Here is a 15,485-nt window from a genome sequence, read left to right as displayed (position 1 = left end):
ATTATCGGCACGCCGCGCGCACGACTTCAGTCACCTGCACCAGGCAGTTCGTCGGCGCGCGGCGTGTCCGCGGCGTGTCGTCAGGCGCGCGCGTCGGCCTCTGCGGAGGGCTCGAACGCGAGGCTGACGGAGTTCATGCAGAAGCGGTCACCGGTCGGCGTCTGGGGGGCGTCGTCGAAGACGTGCCCCAGGTGGGAGCCGCAGCCGGCGCAGCGCACCTCGGTGCGGACCATGCCGTGGCTGCGGTCCTCCACCAGCTCCACGCGGTCGCCCGCGAGCGGCGAGAAGAAGCTCGGCCACCCGCAGTGCGAGTCGAACTTCGTGTCGGACCGGAACAGCTCGTTGCGGCACGCGCGACAGCGGTACACGCCATCGCGCTTCTCGTCGAGCAGCTCACCGGTCCACGCGCGCTCCGTGCCCGCGCGGCGCAGCACCGCGAACTCCTGCGGCTCGAGCTCGAGCGCCCACTGCTCGTCGGTCTTCTGGACGGGGTAACCCACGTCGTCCTCCTTCTTCCCTCGGTCGACAGCGACAACACCGGCGGGACGCCGGGCGTTCCCGGCGAGCGTTCCCGGCGAGCGTTCCCGGCGGGCGTTCCCGGCGGGGCCGTCGACCGCACCGACGCGCCGCGGCGGGCACCGTGTCGTGCACGCGAGCGCCGACGACCTACGCTGACCGCGAGGTCTCCGCCCCCGGGTCGCCCCCAGCCACGAGGTGCACGTGCCCGCCAGTCGACGTCGTCCGAGCCTCACGCGCCGGTTCGCGGTCGTGAGCCTCGTCGGCATGGCCGTCGTCGGCGCCGCGCTGGTCCTCGTCACGTCCTCGCAGATGCGCGAGCAGTCGGTGCGCGACGGCACCGGCCTGGCGGTCACGGTCGCGGCCTACGCGGCGGGCGTCACGCCCGCGGGCGCGTACGTGACCGGCGTCCTGCCCGAGCAGGACCAGGCGGCGGTGGCGGCGGCGACGGCCGGGTTCGGGTCCGAGCTCGTCGAGCTGCGCCTGTGGAGCACCGACGGCCGGCTCATGTACTCCTCGCGCGACGCGGGCACCGGGCTGGCGCACACGCAGCGGTTCGAGGAGGTCTTCCGGAGCCGCGCGCCGCACGCCGTGGTGCAGTCCGACGTGCGGGAGGGTGGCGCCGCGACGGACCCGACGGAGGCGACGCAGAGGGGCACGGTCCTCGACGTCTACGTGCCGGTCCTCCCGTCCGGCACGGCCGCCGGCGGCGCCCTCCCGGCCGGCACCGCCACCGACGGGACGGCCGACCTGCCCGTCGGCGTCGCGGAGGTCATGCTCGACCACACGCGCACGCAGCAGACGCTCACGGACACCGTCCGCACGGTGGCGCTCGTCGTCGCGGGCAGCCTCGTGGTGCTGTGGCTGCTGCTCTTCCAGATCGTGCACTCGACGTCGCGGCGCCTGCGCACGGCGGCGCTCGAGAACGCGCGCCTGGCGATGCTGGACTCCCTCACGGGCCTGCCGAACCGGCGCCTGCTCACCGAGCAGATGCAGCGCGCGGTGCGCGACGCGCGCGAGGACCACTCGCGCGTCGGGCTGATCCTGCTCGACATCGACCGGTTCAAGGACATCAACGACACGCTCGGGCACGACCACGGCGACGCGCTGCTCGAGCTCGTGGCGGCGCGGCTGCGCAACGCGCTGCGCGACGACGACGTCGTCGCCCGGCTCGGTGGCGACGAGTTCGCGATCCTGCTGCCGGACGTGCGCTCGGTCGCGAACGCCGAGCGCCTGGCGCAGCGGGTGCGCGGCCTCTTCTCGGCGCCGTTCGAGCTGGGCGACCTCGCGCTGCACGTCGACACGTCCGTCGGCGTCGCGTGCCTGCCGGACCACGCCGAGGACCCGTCGTCGCTCATGCGCACCGCGGACATCGCCATGTACGCGGCCAAGCACCAGCGCTCGGGCGTCGCGGTGTACTCCCCCGGCGCCGACGACTCCTCGCCCGCACGCCTCGTGCTCATGGGCGAGCTGCACGCCGCGCTCGAGGAGCACGAGGCGGCCCGCGCGCGCGAGGGCGCCGGCCGCGGGGCCGACGGCGGCCCCGGCGCCAGCCAGCTGGAGATGCACTACCAGCCGAAGATCGAGCTGGCCTCGGAGCGCACGGTCGGGCTGGAGGCGCTGATGCGCTGGCACCACCCCACGCGCGGGCTCGTCGGCCCGGGCACGTTCGTGCCGCTCGCCGAGCAGTCCGGGCTCATCCACCGCCTCACGACGTTCGCGCTCGACGCCGCCGTCCGCCAGCTCGCGCAGTGGTCGGCCGACGGCACGGCGGTGCCCGTGGCCGTGAACCTGTCGGCCCACGACGTCGCGGACCCCGAGGTCGTCGACACCATCGAGGAGCTGCTCGCGCGGCACGGGGTCCGGCCGGACCTGCTGGAGGTCGAGATCACGGAGACGGCGCTCGTCGCCGACCGCTCGCGGGTCGTCCCGGTGCTCGAGCGCCTCGGAGCGCTCGGCGTGCGGGTCGCCATCGACGACTTCGGCACGGGGACGACGTCGATCTCCCAGCTGCGGGACCTGCCCGTCGCCGAGCTCAAGATCGACCGGGTGTTCGTGGCCGACCTCGGCGACGGCGAGCGCGAGGGCTCGGAGCTGGTCGTGCAGGCGATGGTCGACCTCGCGCACTCGTTCGGCCTGCGCGTCGTGGCCGAGGGCGTCGAGGACGAGGTCACGGCCCGCACGCTCCAGCGCCTGGGCGTCGACCAGGCCCAGGGGTACCTGTGGGCCCGGCCCGGACCGGCCCACGAGGTGCACCCACCGGGTGGTGCGGCCCGCGGCGACCACCCGGTGCTTCACCCCATCGGGTGAATCCTGCACGACCGGCTCAAGGTGCGCGCCGTGCCGGCCGATGAGGACCGACAAGGTGAGGTCTACCCGCCGGCAGGCACACCGCCGCACCGGCACCCGGGAGGGGACGCGCGACCATGATGGACGAGCTGCTCGAGGAGATGATCGACCCGGCGCCCTCGCGCGAGGACGCCGCGCGCCGCCGCCGCGCGTGGGCCACGGGCTCCATCCTGGCGCTGGCCGTGGTCGGCGTGACGTCGCTGACGACCTCCGCCCTCTTCACGGACCAGGACGCGCTCACCGGCCGGATCAGCACGGGCACCCTCGTGCTCGGTGCCACGGGCGCGGAGTTCGCCCTGCCGGTCGGGGGCCTGGCTCCCGGCGGCTCCGTGGTCGCACCCGTGCAGGTCACCAACGCGGGCTCGCTCGAGCTGCGCTACGCCGTGAGCCTGACGTCCAGCAGCGCGACGCCGAGCACGGGGACCGCCGGCACGGGCGACCTGCGCGGGCAGCTGCGCGCACGCGTGTACGCCGACGCGACGTGCACGCTCGAGAGCACCGCCGCCGGGACCGCGCTCGGCGACACCGCGACCGCGGCGGCGGAGTTCGGCCTGCCGTCCACCCCCGACGTGTTCGCCCCCGTCGTGGGCGACCCGGCGACCGGCCCCCAGACCGGCGACCGCGTGCTCGCGGGCGTGAACGGCGCCGAGACGCTGTGCGTGCGCGTCGACATGTCGCGGGACGCGGGGAACACCTACCAGAACACCGCCGCCGACCTGACGTTCCGCCTCGACTCCGAGCAGACCGTCAACAACTCCTGACCTCTCCCCGCGGGGACGAGGACGCCGGGGTGGTGAGGACGTCGGGCTGATGAGGACGCAGCGACCGGACGCAGAGCCCTTCGTCGAGCGACGGGCCGCGCGCCCCGACGTGCCCACGGCGGGCCGCGACCGGCGCGTGCGGCAGGCCGTGTCCGCGCTGCTCTGGACGGTCGTCGTCGGCGGCGTCCTCGCGTACGCCGTCACGCTGCTCGTCCCGTCCTGGTACCAGCTCCAGGGCGAGCGCCTGCTGGTGGTGACGTCGGGGTCGATGGCGCCGCGGTTCGTCGAGGGCGACGTCGTCGTGCTGCGCTCGGTGCGGGACGCGTCGGAGCTGAAGCCGGGCCTCATCGTGACGTTCCAGCCCGTGGGGGGCACGTCGCTCGTGACCCACCGGATCGTGTCCCTGCACCGCCTGCCGGCCATGCAGGACGACGGCACGGGGCGGATGGAGCCGGTCCTGGACGGGTCCGGCGAGCCGGTCCTGCAGCCGTACCTGCGCACGCAGGGCGACGCGAACCCCGAGCCGGACCCGAACGCGACGCCCCTGGAGCGCGTGCGCGGCGTGCTGCTGCGGGTGCACCACGGGTGGGGCGACACGCTGGTCTGGGCGACCTCGTCGGCCGGGCGCGCCGTCATGCTGGTGCCGCCCCTGCTCGCGCTCGCCACCCTGGAGGTGCTCTCCGTGCTCGACGCGCGACGCCGACGCCGCACCCGCGGGGGCCGGCGCACGGCGGACGACAGGAGGGTCGATGCGCTCCTCCTCGACTGACGCACGCCCCGCCCCCGCGGGCGCGACCGGGGCCGGCACGTGGGTGCGCCTGACCGTCGCGCTGCTCGTCGCCGCCGCCGCGGCCGTCACGCCGGCCGTCGGGAGCACCAGCGCGGTGCTGACGGACACCGACGACGTGACGACGACCGTGACGACCCGCACGTGGGCGACCGACGGGCCGACACCGCCGCCGACACCGACGCCGGGGCCGGGGAAGACCACGGAATAGCGTCGGGCGCGGCACGGTTGAGCGCGGTGTTCGATGCAAACGCATCGACTTTGATCGGAACCAGAGGTGCGGCATGCAGTTCGGGATCTTCTCGGTCGGCGACGTCACGACCGACCCCACGACCGGGCGCACCCCCGACGACACCGCACGGGTGCGCGCGATGCTCACCATCGCCGAGCACGCCGACGCCGCGGGGCTCGACGTCTTCGCCACCGGCGAGCACCACAACCCGCCGTTCGTGCCGTCCGCCCCCACCACGATGCTCGGCTACCTCGCGGGCCGGACGAAGAACATCGTCCTGTCGACCGCGACCACGCTCATCACCACGAACGACCCGGTCCGCCTCGCCGAGGAGTACGCGATGCTCCAGGTCATCACCGGCGGACGCATGGACCTGACGATGGGGCGCGGGAACACCGGGCCGGTCTACCCGTGGTTCGGGAAGGACATCCGCCAGGGCATCCCGCTCGCGATCGAGAACTACGCGCTGCTGCGCCGCCTGTGGGAGGAGGACGTCGTCGACTGGACCGGCAAGTTCCGCACACCGCTGCAGGGCTTCACGTCCACCCCGCGCCCCCTCGACGGCGTGCCCCCGTTCGTCTGGCACGGCTCGATCCGGTCCCCCGAGATCGCCGAGCAGGCCGCGTTCTACGGCGACGGGTTCCTGCACAACGCGATCTTCTGGCCCATGCAGCACACCGCGCAGATGGTGAACTTCTACCGCCAGCGCTACGAGCACCACGGCCACGGTCGCGCCGACCAGGCGATCGTCGGGCTCGGCGGGCAGGTGTTCGTCCGCACGAGCTCGCAGGCCGCGTGGAACGAGTTCCGGCCCTACTTCGACGTCGCGCCCGTCTACGGGCACGGCCCCTCGATGGAGGACTTCACGCGCGAGACGCCCCTGACCGTCGGCAGCCCGCAGCAGGTCATCGACCGGTACGGCGCGTTCTGGGAGCAGGTCGGCCACTACCAGCGCCAGATGTTCCTCATCGACCACGCCGGCCTGCCGCTCAAGACGGTGCTCGAGCAGATCGACATCCTGGCGGAGGACATCGTCCCGGTGCTCCGCAAGGAGGCCGAGGCGCGGCGCCCCGCCGACGTCCCGGCCGGCCCGCCGTCCCACGCCGAGCGCGTCGCCGCCGCCCGTGCGGCCGGCACGATCCCCGCGGCGAGCACCGGCACGACCGACCACTGGACCGGCCGCACGGCGGAGGACGACCTCGACGCCGCCACCGTCCGCTGACGCAGCCAGCAGAGCACCGGAAGAAGGCACCACCTCCATGAGCGAACGCTCCCTCGTCGTCGTCTCGGGCGGCCTCTCGCAGCCCTCGTCGACCCGTATGCTCGCCGACCGCCTCGCCGACGCCGCCGTCGCGGCCCTCGCCGAGCGCGGCGTCGCGGCGCGCGTCACGGTCGTCGAGCTGCGCGACCTCGCGCACGCCGTCGTCGACATGACCCTCACCGGCTACGCCGGCGCCGATCTCGCCGCCGCGCAGGAGGCGCTCGCCGGCGCCGACGGCGTCGTCGCGGTCTCCCCCGTCTTCACCGCGTCCTACGCCGGGATCTTCAAGTCGTTCGTGGACGTGCTCGACAAGGACGCGCTGCGCGGGACGCCGGTCGTGCTCGGCGCCACCGGTGGGACGGCGCGCCACTCCCTCGCGGTGGACCACGCGCTGCGCCCCCTGTTCGCCTACCTCGGCGCGGACGTCGTCCCGACCGGCGTGTTCGCCGCCACCGACGACTGGGCCGCCGCCGGGACGGCCGAGGTCGCGCCGCTGCCCGACCGCGTCCGCCGCGCGGGCGTCCAGCTGGCCGAGCGGGTCGCCGGCCGCGCACCCGTGGGACGCGCCGGGCTGTTCGACGCCGTCCCGTCCTTCGAGGACATGCTCGGCGCCTGAGACCGGCCCACGGCGCGGTGCGGTTCGCGCGCCGGGGTGCTGCCGTCGTGCCGTCGTGCCGTCGTGCCGTCGTGCCGTCGTGCCGTCGTGCCGTCGTGCCGTCGTGCCGTCGTGCCGTCGTGCCGTCGTGCCGTCGTGCCGTCGTGCCGTCGTGCCGTCGTGCCACAGACTGGCCTCGTGCCATCCCGGCGCCCGCCGCACCGGCGAGCCCCGGCGACGACCGAGGAGCAGCCGTGAGCGTCCCGACCCCCGGACCCGACCGTCCCGACACGCCGGGCGCCGCGGCGCCCGGCACCCCACCGCCCACGGACGCGGCCGACGACCGCACCGAGGGCACCCCCTGGTGGTCGGTGGGCGCGTTCGCGCTGGCCGCCGTCACGGTCGTCGCGGCGATCGGGACGCTCGTGCCGGCGCTCGCGGGGCCCAACGTGCTGGGCCCGGTCGCGATCGTGCTCGCCGTCGTCGGGCTGCGTCGGGGCGAAGGCCGCATCGCACGCGTCGCGCTGTGGACCTCCGTGGGCACGGTGGCGCTGCAGCTGGTCGTTCCCCTGCTCGGGTGGCTGGGTCTCGCACTCTGGTCGGCGAACGCGTCCTGAGGCCGCCGGATGCCCCCGGCACCGTGCGGGTGACGGGGGCGTCGGTCGTCGCGTGGGTCCCGGGGAACGTCGGAGCGGACACCGTCGGTCGCGACGCACCGTGACCAGACCCGCCCCCCGAGCGCGCAACGCACGTCCCCCGAGGGAGGCCGATCCGGGCCCGCGGGACACCCGCGCACGCCCCCTGCGCACCGCCGATACGCCCCCCCCCCCCGCGCAGCACCGAGCACTCCCCGCGCCCTGCGAACCCGCTCGCGCGGTCGGCCGTGCGGCATCCCGCCGCCGCGCATCGACATCGTCCCCAGGCACTCCCCCCGTCCCCACCCCCACGCCCACCCCCACGCCCACGCCCACGCCCACGCCGAGTTCGTCACCTACGCGCCCACTTCGTCACCTGGGTGTGACGAACTCGGAGCGGACGTGACGAACTCGACGAGCCGGTGACGAGGACGGGGTCCCGAGGGGGCGCGTCGGCGACGACCCGGCGCGTCGGTCACGCGTCAGCGACGCGGCGAGCCGAGCGCGGCGGTGGTGGGTCGGCACGTCGGCATGAGTGGCACGTCGGAGGACGGGTGGCTCGGCAGTGAGCGACCGGGGCGGTGGTGGGCTGGCAGGTCGGCGGTGAGCGCGCGCGCCGGGCGTGCGTGGGCGCGTCCTGAGCGACGTGGACGGCGTACCGGGAGCGTCGGGCTGCCCCGGCGGGTCAGCTCAGGGTGACGTCGACGGCGAGGGCGCGGTGGTCCGACAGGCCCAGGTCGAGGGAGCGCGCGGCCGACCGGGCCGCCACGCGGCCGCTGCCGAGCACGTGGTCGAGCTGGCGCTGCGGCGCCGTGAGCGGGTACGTGGAGGCCCGCGCGAGCGGTCGCAGCCCCGACACGCGGGCCGGCCGGTCACCGGACATGTTGAGGTCCCCCATGACGACGCGCGGCCCGGGCAGGGTGCGCGTCGCGCGCACGACGTGCCGCAGCTGGCGCGCGTTCCAGCCCGGGATGAACGTCAGGTGCGTGCCGACGACCGTGCAGGGGCCGTCGGCCGTCTCGACGACCGCGGCGATCGCCGACCGCGGCTCGTCCTCCACCAGCACCGGCCACCTCGCGCCCGGGAAGCGGATGGGCGTGCGCCGGCGCAGCGCCGGCAGCGCGACGACACGCCACTCGTGCACCGGAAGGCGCGAGAGCAGCGCGATCCCGTACGCCGCGCCCGACGGCTGCGCGTCGCCGGTCGCCGCCACCCACAGGTCCGGCTCGCCGTGCAGCGTCGCGACGAACCGGTGGTGGGGCGCGCCCATCGCCTCCGCGGCGACCGCGGTGAGGTCCGCCCCGTGCGAGCGCTGCTGCCCGCGGTCGACCTCCTGGAGCGCGAGGACGTCGGCGTCGAGGCGTCGCACGGCGTCGGCGAAGCGGTCGAGGTGGACCTGCCCGTCGACGGTGGATCGCCCGTGCAGGATGTTGAAGGTGGCCAGCCGCACGCCGTGATTGTGACCCGCCACCCGCCTCCACGCGCGCGCAGGCTCGGCCGGGCGCGCCGCCCGCCCGTCGCGGACCCGCTCGTCCTGCGGACCCCGCGCGGCCGGTGTAGACACCGTGCATGCACTCCGAGACGACGCCGACCGCAGGCGCCGCCCCCCTCGTCGGCGCGGCCCCACCTCCCCTTCCCGTACCGACGGGTGCGGAGACCCCCGACGCCCGTGCCGCCCTGCAGGACGGCCTGCGCCGGACGGCCGTCGCGCTGCTGGACGCGGAGATCCCGTTCGCGCTCGTGGGCGGGTACGCGGCGTGGGCGCGCGGCGCACCGGAGCCGAGCCACGACGCCGACTTCGCGATCGCGGAGGAGGACGTCGACCGGGCCAAGGGGGCGCTCGCCGCCGCGGGGCTCGACGTGCAGGAGCCGGCCGAGAACTGGCTGTTCAAGGCGTACCACCACGGGCAGCTGGTCGACGTGCTGTTCCGGATGGTCGGGGAGCCGGTCACGCACGAGCAGCTGGCACGCGCCGAGGAGCTCGAGGTGCTGGCCGTGCGCATGCCCGTGCTCCCGGCGACCGACATCATCTCGGCCAAGATGCGCGTGCTCGGCGAGCACTACTGCGACTTCACGTGGCTGCTGCCGATGGCCCGCGCGCTGCGCGAGCAGATCGACTGGGACCGGGTCCGCGAGGAGACCGCGGGGCAGCCGTACGCGCAGGCGTTCCTGTTCCTCGTCGACGAGCTGGGGCTGACCGGGCACGGCGGCGGACGGCTGCAGGCGGCGCCGGGGCGCAGCGGTCCGGGCGAGGAGTGACGCCGGCGCGCTGAGCCGGCCACCGGTGGCCGTGGCGGTGCGGGCGGCGGCGGCCGGTGACGGTGTCGGTGGCGCGCGCCATGCTGGTGCCGTGGACGTCGACGGCGTGCGTCGCCTGGCCCTCGCCCTGCCCGGCGTGACCGAGCGGTCGAGCTGGGGGCAGCCCGCCTGGTTCCACCGCGCGCTCGTCGCGCGCCTGTGGGACGAGCACCGGCTGACGGTGCGGGTCGAGGACGACGGCGAGCGCCGTGCGCTGGTCGCGCAGGAGCCCGCGCTCTACTCGACGACCGCGCACCACGCGGGCACGAACCTGGTCCTGGTCGACCTGCGCGTGGCGGCGCCCGGGCTGGTCGGCGCGCTGCTCGCCGAGTCGTGGTGGTGGGCGGCGCCGCCGGTGCTGCGGCGGCGCCACCCGGGGCTCGGGCCGCCGCCCGACCCGCCGGCGGGCGGCTGAGCGGCGCGACCGGTGCCGGCCCGCGACGGGGCGCGGGTCGCGGCACGCCCGCTCACGCGTCGGCGGCCACCGCGGCGTCCGTGGCGTCGTGGATCCGCAGCGCCTCCACCAGGTCCCGGTACAGCGCGTCGGCCACGAGCAGCTGCGCGTGGGTGCCCTGCGCCCGGACGCGCCCGTCCTCGAGGACGAGGATCGTGTCGGCGTCGACGACGGTCGACAGGCGGTGCGCGACGGTGAGGACCGCGCCCGTGGTGGCCATGGCGCGGATGACGTCGTGCACCGCGGCCTCCGTCAGCCCGTCCACCTGGGCCGTCGCCTCGTCGAGCAGGAGGACGTCGGGGCGGCAGAGCAGCGCGCGGGCGAGCGCGATGCGCTGACGCTGCCCGCCGGACACCGACGTCTCCGCCAGGCGCGTGCCCAGCCCGTCGGGCAGGTCGTCGAACACCCCGTCGAGGCGGACCGCGGCGAGCGCGCGCACGAGCTCGTCCTCGGTGGCGTCGGGGTTGCTGAACAGCAGGTTCTCGCGGATGGTGCCGGGCACGACCGGCGTCTCCTGCTCCACGTACGCGAACCGTCCCCGCACGTCCGCGTGGCTCCACGTGCCGTAGGGGCGGCCGTCGAGCAGGATCTCGCCGTCCTGCGGCTCGAGGAAGCGCAGCAGCAGGGAGAAGACGGTCGTCTTGCCGGCACCCGACGGGCCGACGAGCGCGGTGTGGCCGCGCCGCGGCACGACGAGCGACAGGTCGCGCACGGCGGGCTCCCGGTCGGGGCCGTAGGCGGCGGTGACGCCGCGCAGCTCGAGGACGGGGCCGTCGGCGGCGCGGTCCGCGGTCGCGCCGCGGCGGGCGTACGGGGCGGGCGCCGCGTGGCCGTCGGGCCCGGCCGGGGCGTCCGGCTCGACGTCCATGGCCTGCACCTCGCCGATCCGCGCCGCCGCGGCGACCCCGGACTGCAGCTGCGTGAGGCTCTGCGTGAGCTCGGTGATCGGCCCGACGATGTTGAACGCGTAGAGCAGGAACGCCACGAGGCTCGAGACGGCCAGCTCGCCCTGCGCGACGCGCCACGCACCCAGGCCGAGGATGACGATGATCGCGAGCTGGATGCCGCCCCACGCGACCGTCCAGGCCAGCGCCGTCGTGCGGACCGCACGCACCGAGTGGTCGCGGGCGTCGCGTGCCGCCCCGAGGATCGCCGCCGCCTGGCGCGCCTCCGCCCGGCTCGACTTGACGGTCCGCATGGCCCGCAGCGACCCCTCCAGCGTGCCGCCGAGGCGCCCGAGCGCCTCCTGCGAGGCCTTCTCGGCGACGCCGATGCCGGGCAGCAGCGCGGCCATGACGGCGCAGACCACGACGATCGCGGCCATCGTCGTGCCGAGCAGCACGAGGTCGAGCACGCCCATGAGCACGAGGGTCCCCACGAGCGCCACCGTGCCGTTGACGAGGCTGACGAGGCTCGACGACGTGGCCTCGCGCAGCAGCACGGTGTCGGAGGTGACGCGCGTGACGAGCTCGCCGGTGGGGCGTCCGGTGATGGCCTGCACGGTCGCGCGCAGGTAGCGCCGGACCAGCGACTCGCGCGCGTCGAGCACGATCCGCTCGGCGAGCGTGCCCATGACCACCCACTGCACGTACCCCACCGCCGAGCCGACGAGGAAGAGGACGAGCAGCAGCGCGACGGGTCGTCCGAGCGAGCGGTCCTCGCCCAGCGTGTCGAGCACCCACTTGGTGACCATGGGCGTCGCGAGCGCGAGCGCCGTGCCGAGCAGGCCGAGCGCGAGCCCGAGCCCGAGGGTGCGCCGGTGCGGCCGCACGAGGTCGAGGAGTATGCGCAGGCGGTCGCCGCTCGGCAGGACGGACCCCCGGTCGGACGGCGGCGCGCCCGCGGGGTCCGCGGGGTCGGGGTCGGTCGGTCCGGCGGGACGAGGCGGCGGTGCGGGCTCGGCGCTCATGCCTCGAGTGGAGCACCTCTGTTCCAAACCGGTCAATGAATATCCCACCGCGACCTTCCGATGTACCGTTCGCTCATGGCGAACAGCACGCGCGTGCGGCGCGCCCCGGCCGCCGCCTCGTCGCCGGGCGAGAGCGGAGCACGCGCCCGGACCCGCCAGGCGATCCTCGACGCGGCGGTCCGCGCGCTCGCGGCCGACCCGGCGGCGTCCCTCGGCACGGTCGCCGAGCTGGCCGACGTCGGGCGCACGACGTTGCACCGCTACTTCCCCGAGCGCGCCGACCTGCTCGACGCCGTCGCGCGCCACGCCGTCACCGCCATCGGGGCCGCCCACGCGCGCGCCCGCCTCGACGAGGGCACCGCGCTCGAGGCGCTGCTGCGCGTCGCCCAGGAGTACCTCGAGCTCGGCGACCTCCTCACCATCCTGTTCACCGGCCTCCTGCCCGAGGAGGCGTGGGCGAACGACGTCACCAACGCCGACGCGCTCGTCGCGGTGTGCGCACGCGGGCGCACCGACGGCACGCTCGACGCCCGCATGCCCGACGACTGGTCGCTGGGGATGATGTGGTCCGCGCTCTACCTCGCGTGGTCGACCGTCCGCGCGGGCGACGCCGACCGGCACGCGGTCGTCGGCAACCTCCTGCTGACCCTGCGCAAGGCGCTGGGCAGCACGCTCGACTGACCCCGCCCGCACCGTCCCCGACGGGCGCGGCGGCGCCACCGTGGTGAGGATGGACGCCATGACCGACCCCACGCACCCCCAGACCCCCACCCTCGCGCTGCCCGGCGGCGCCATCCCCGTGCTCGGCTTCGGCACGTGGCAGGCCGAGGGCGCCGAGGCCGAGCTCGCCATCAGCGCCGCGCTGCAGCTCGGCTACCGGCACATCGACACGGCGACCGGCTACGGCAACGAGGCGCAGGTCGGCCGCGCGCTCGCGACCCGCGGCATCGACCGCGACGACGTCTTCGTCACGACCAAGCTGCCGCCGGACCACGCCGGCCGCGAGCGGCAGACGCTGGCCGAGTCGCTGGCCGCGCTCGGCACCGACCACCTCGACCTGTGGCTCATCCACTGGCCGCCGAACAAGCAGGCCAGCCCCGAGGTCTGGGCCGAGTTCATCAAGGCGCGCGACGAGGGCCTCGTCCGCTCGATCGGCGTCTCGAACTACTCCGTCGCGCAGATCGACGAGCTGATCGCCGCCACCGGCGAGGCGCCCGCCGTCAACCAGATCCCCTACTCGCCGGTCGACCACGACGCGGACCTGCTCGCGGCGCACCGGGAGCGCGGCGTCGTCGTCGAGGGGTACAGCCCGCTCAAGCGGACCGACCTGGACGCCGAGCCGATCGCGGCCGCGGCGCGCGCGCACGGCGTCACGCCGGCGCAGGTGGTGCTGCGCTGGCACGTGCAGCACGACGTCGTCGTCATCCCGAAGTCCGTGCGCCGGGAGCGCATCGAGGAGAACCTCGGCGCCCTCGCGTTCGAGCTGACCGCGGACGAGGTCGCGGCGATCGACACGCTCGGCACGCAGGCCTGACCCGGGCTGACCCGCACCGCCGACCACGGGCCCCGCGAGCGCACGCTCGGGGACCCGTGGTCGTGCGGGCGCCCACGGGTGGGGCGCCTGGTCAGTGGGGGTTAGAGGACCGGGAGGGTGGTCGCGCTCTCACCGCGCACGTGCTCGCCGTCGTCTCCGACCGGACGAGCACGCCGGATGCGGCCTACCGAGAGCCGCTCCCGTGTCATGCGTCTGGCGCCACGCCGTTGTGCCACCGACGGACAGGTCTACCCGACGCACGGAGGTGACGTCAACCACTCGTCCGGCACCGGCGGACGCCTCGCGCCGGCCGGGGCACGCCACGGCCCGGGCCCCCGCCGTGCGGGGACCCGGGCCGGTGGTGCACGTGCGCCGGCGCACCCCAGCGCGCCGGCGCACGTGGGTCAGCGCCAGCCGCCGGAGACGGCCGTGATGAGCTCGCCGTTCGCGGTGTCGCCCGACAGCTCCCAGAAGAACGCGCCGCCGAGACCCTTGTTCCGCGCCCACGTCATCTTCCCGGCGAGGGTCTGCGGTGTGTCGTACGACCACCACTGGGTGCCGCAGTGCGCGTACGCCGTGCCGCCGACCGTGCCGGTCGCCGGGCACCGCTGCTTGAGGACCTCGTAGTCCTCGATGCCCTGCTCGTACGTGCCGGGCGCCGCGCCGGACGCCGCACCACCGGGCGCGGACTGCGTGACCCCGTTCCAGCCACGCCCGTAGAAGCCGACGCCGAGCAGGATCTTGCGCGCCGGGACGCCCTTGGCGATGAGCTTGTTCACCGCCGCCTCGGAGTTGAAGCCCTCCTGCGGGATGCCCGGGTAGGCGGTGAGCGGCGAGTGCGGCGCGGTCGGGCCGGACGGGGCGAACGCGCCGAAGTAGTCGTACGTCATCGGCATGATCCAGTCGAGCTTCTGCGCCGCCGTGGCGTAGTCCGCCGCGTCGATCTTGCCGCCGTTGCTGCCGTCCGCCGTGATGGCGGCGGTGACGAGGTTGTTCTGGCCGAACCGGTTGCGCAGCGCCGTCACGACGCGGTCGAACGCCTGCGGGCCGCTCGCGTCGCACGTCAGGCCGCAAGTGTTCGGGTACTCCCAGTCGACGTCGATGCCGTCGAAGACGTCCGCCCAGCGCGGGTCCTCCACGAGGTTGTAGCAGGACTCCGCGAACGCGGCCGGGTCCTGCGCCGCCTGCGTGAAGCCGCCCGACCAGGTCCAGCCGCCGAACGACCAGATGACCTTGAGGTGCGGGTACTTCCTCTTCAGCTCGCGCAGCTGGTTGAAGCTGCCGCGCAGCGGCTGGTCCCACGTGTCGGCGACGCCGTCGACGGACTGCTCGGCGGTGTACGCCTTCTCGACGTCGGCGTACGAGTCGCCGATCGAGCAGCGCCCGCCCGTGGTGTTGCCGAACGCGTAGAGGATGTGGGTCAGCTTCGACGCCGAGCCCGAGGTGTCGATGTCCTTGACGTGGTAGTTGCGGGCGTAGACGCCCCACTCGGCGAAGTAGCCGACGACCTTGGCGCCGGCGGGCGGGGGCGTCGTGGGCGTGGGCGTGGGCGTCGGGGTCCGGGTCGGCGTGACGGTGGGGGTGGCCGTCGGGGTCGCCGTGGGCGACGACGTCGGGGTGCCGCCGCCGCTGCACGAGGCGCCGTCGACCGTGCACGTGGTGGGCCGCACGAAGGGTCCGGAGGCGACGTAGCCCCAGGTCTGCGACGCCCCGGGCGCGATCGGGCCGGCCCAGCCCTTCTTGGTCGCGCGGTAGGCGGTGCCGTTGCGGGTGAGGTCGGCGTCCCACGCGCTGCCGATCGTGGCGCCGCCCGGCAGCGTGAAGTCGACGGCCCAGGAGGGGAGGGCGGCCGAGGTGCCGTTGGTGACGGTGACGCCGACCTGGTGGCCCGTCCCCCAGTCGCCCTGGGAGGTGAACGTGACGGTGACCCCGCCCGCGGCGCTCGCACCGGGCGCGGCGACGAGCCCGGCGACGAGCACGCCGAGGGCCGTCAGCGCGGCGGCGAGCGCACGCCGTCGTGACGACCCCGGGCGGGGGTGGTGCGCACTGCTCCTGACCATCTCGACTCCCGTTCGTCGATTTGTAAGGATGGTGTACAAATAGGACGTGCACGACGTTATCCCTGCCGGAAATCAGTGGTCAATCGTCCTATGA

15 protein-coding genes are annotated in these 15,485 nt (G+C 75.1%); 11 read left to right on the top strand and 4 right to left on the bottom strand.

The features are described 5' to 3' along the window. Window positions 1-80: 80 nt before the first annotated feature. Window positions 81-500, bottom strand: coding sequence for a peptide-methionine (R)-S-oxide reductase MsrB (gene msrB, locus E5225_RS03585; protein WP_135973953.1), 420 nt, complete (start codon window positions 498-500; stop codon window positions 81-83). Window positions 501-720: 220 nt separating this feature from the next. Between msrB and E5225_RS03580 the strand changes: the two genes are divergently transcribed. From E5225_RS03580 to E5225_RS03550, 7 genes are all read left to right on the top strand, one after another. Then, a complete protein-coding gene (locus tag E5225_RS03580) occupies window positions 721-2,826 on the top strand; it encodes a putative bifunctional diguanylate cyclase/phosphodiesterase (RefSeq protein ID WP_243738287.1) in 2,106 nt (701 codons plus the stop codon). A gap of 116 nt (window positions 2,827-2,942) precedes the next feature. Beyond that, window positions 2,943-3,626, top strand: a complete 684-nt coding sequence (locus E5225_RS03575; protein WP_135973954.1) for a TasA family protein — start codon at window positions 2,943-2,945, stop codon at window positions 3,624-3,626. A 49-nt stretch (window positions 3,627-3,675) separates the two neighbouring features. Next, window positions 3,676-4,395, top strand: coding sequence for a signal peptidase I (locus E5225_RS03570; RefSeq protein ID WP_243738288.1), 720 nt, complete (start codon window positions 3,676-3,678; stop codon window positions 4,393-4,395). After that, window positions 4,376-4,624: a hypothetical protein gene (locus tag E5225_RS03565; RefSeq protein WP_135973955.1), complete on the top strand. Its 249-nt coding sequence runs from the start codon at window positions 4,376-4,378 to the stop codon at window positions 4,622-4,624. The genes E5225_RS03570 and E5225_RS03565 overlap by 20 nt, the downstream gene beginning before the upstream one ends. 73 nt (window positions 4,625-4,697) lie before the next feature. Next, complete coding sequence (locus E5225_RS03560) at window positions 4,698-5,867, top strand: LLM class flavin-dependent oxidoreductase (protein WP_135973956.1); 1,170 nt, start codon at window positions 4,698-4,700, stop codon at window positions 5,865-5,867. Window positions 5,868-5,904: 37 nt separating this feature from the next. Then, window positions 5,905-6,522 (top strand): CE1759 family FMN reductase, encoded by a 618-nt coding sequence (locus E5225_RS03555; RefSeq protein ID WP_135973957.1) that lies wholly within the window; start codon window positions 5,905-5,907, stop codon window positions 6,520-6,522. Window positions 6,523-6,755: 233 nt separating this feature from the next. Continuing rightward, window positions 6,756-7,118, top strand: a complete 363-nt coding sequence (locus E5225_RS03550; protein ID WP_135973958.1) for a hypothetical protein — start codon at window positions 6,756-6,758, stop codon at window positions 7,116-7,118. 703 nt (window positions 7,119-7,821) lie between these two features. On the opposite strand, the gene E5225_RS03545 is transcribed toward E5225_RS03550, so the two are convergent. After that, window positions 7,822-8,586, bottom strand: coding sequence for an endonuclease/exonuclease/phosphatase family protein (locus tag E5225_RS03545; protein WP_135973959.1), 765 nt, complete (start codon window positions 8,584-8,586; stop codon window positions 7,822-7,824). A 119-nt stretch (window positions 8,587-8,705) separates the two neighbouring features. Between E5225_RS03545 and E5225_RS03540 the strand changes: the two genes are divergently transcribed. Then, entirely contained in the window at window positions 8,706-9,395 is a 690-nt protein-coding gene (locus E5225_RS03540) for a hypothetical protein (protein WP_208012560.1), read from the top strand. A gap of 91 nt (window positions 9,396-9,486) precedes the next feature. Next, window positions 9,487-9,849 (top strand): MmcQ/YjbR family DNA-binding protein, encoded by a 363-nt coding sequence (locus tag E5225_RS03535; protein WP_243738289.1) that lies wholly within the window; start codon window positions 9,487-9,489, stop codon window positions 9,847-9,849. 52 nt (window positions 9,850-9,901) lie between these two features. Here E5225_RS03535 and E5225_RS03530 read toward each other — a convergent pair whose 3' ends face one another. After that, a complete protein-coding gene (locus E5225_RS03530) occupies window positions 9,902-11,797 on the bottom strand; it encodes an ABC transporter ATP-binding protein (RefSeq protein WP_208012599.1) in 1,896 nt (631 codons plus the stop codon). A gap of 75 nt (window positions 11,798-11,872) precedes the next feature. On the opposite strand from E5225_RS03530, the gene E5225_RS03525 reads away from it, so the two are divergent. Beyond that, the gene (locus E5225_RS03525) at window positions 11,873-12,478 is read left to right on the top strand and encodes a TetR/AcrR family transcriptional regulator (protein WP_135974494.1); all 606 of its coding nucleotides are present in this window, start codon (window positions 11,873-11,875) and stop codon (window positions 12,476-12,478) included. Between the two features lie 58 nt (window positions 12,479-12,536). Continuing rightward, complete coding sequence (locus E5225_RS03520; RefSeq protein WP_135974492.1) at window positions 12,537-13,331, top strand: aldo/keto reductase; 795 nt, start codon at window positions 12,537-12,539, stop codon at window positions 13,329-13,331. Window positions 13,332-13,735: 404 nt separating this feature from the next. On the opposite strand, the gene E5225_RS03515 is transcribed toward E5225_RS03520, so the two are convergent. Continuing rightward, window positions 13,736-15,391 (bottom strand): glycosyl hydrolase family 18 protein, encoded by a 1,656-nt coding sequence (locus E5225_RS03515; protein WP_135974490.1) that lies wholly within the window; start codon window positions 15,389-15,391, stop codon window positions 13,736-13,738. Window positions 15,392-15,485 lie beyond the last annotated feature (94 nt).

The sequence above is a fragment of the Cellulomonas shaoxiangyii genome (assembly GCF_004798685.1).
GTDB lineage: Bacteria > Actinomycetota > Actinomycetes > Actinomycetales > Cellulomonadaceae > Cellulomonas > Cellulomonas shaoxiangyii.
Note: the sequence above shows the minus strand (reverse complement) of the source record. Positions and strands in the feature narration are given on the sequence as shown.

Bases quoted from the DNA above. Each gene is read 5' to 3' on its own strand.
- E5225_RS03575 (WP_135973954.1), top strand. From the start codon at position 2,943: ATGATGGACGAGCTGCTCGAGGAGATGATCGACCCGGCGCCCTCGCGC.
- E5225_RS03570 (WP_243738288.1), top strand. From the start codon at position 3,676: ATGAGGACGCAGCGACCGGACGCAGAGCCCTTCGTCGAGCGACGGGCC.
- E5225_RS03565 (WP_135973955.1), top strand. From the start codon at position 4,376: ATGCGCTCCTCCTCGACTGACGCACGCCCCGCCCCCGCGGGCGCGACC.
- E5225_RS03560 (WP_135973956.1), top strand. From the start codon at position 4,698: ATGCAGTTCGGGATCTTCTCGGTCGGCGACGTCACGACCGACCCCACG.
- E5225_RS03555 (WP_135973957.1), top strand. From the start codon at position 5,905: ATGAGCGAACGCTCCCTCGTCGTCGTCTCGGGCGGCCTCTCGCAGCCC.
- E5225_RS03540 (WP_208012560.1), top strand. From the start codon at position 8,706: ATGCACTCCGAGACGACGCCGACCGCAGGCGCCGCCCCCCTCGTCGGC.
- E5225_RS03530 (WP_208012599.1), bottom strand. From the start codon at position 11,797: ATGAGCGCCGAGCCCGCACCGCCGCCTCGTCCCGCCGGACCGACCGAC.
- E5225_RS03525 (WP_135974494.1), top strand. From the start codon at position 11,873: ATGGCGAACAGCACGCGCGTGCGGCGCGCCCCGGCCGCCGCCTCGTCG.
- E5225_RS03520 (WP_135974492.1), top strand. From the start codon at position 12,537: ATGACCGACCCCACGCACCCCCAGACCCCCACCCTCGCGCTGCCCGGC.
- E5225_RS03515 (WP_135974490.1), bottom strand. From the start codon at position 15,391: ATGGTCAGGAGCAGTGCGCACCACCCCCGCCCGGGGTCGTCACGACGG.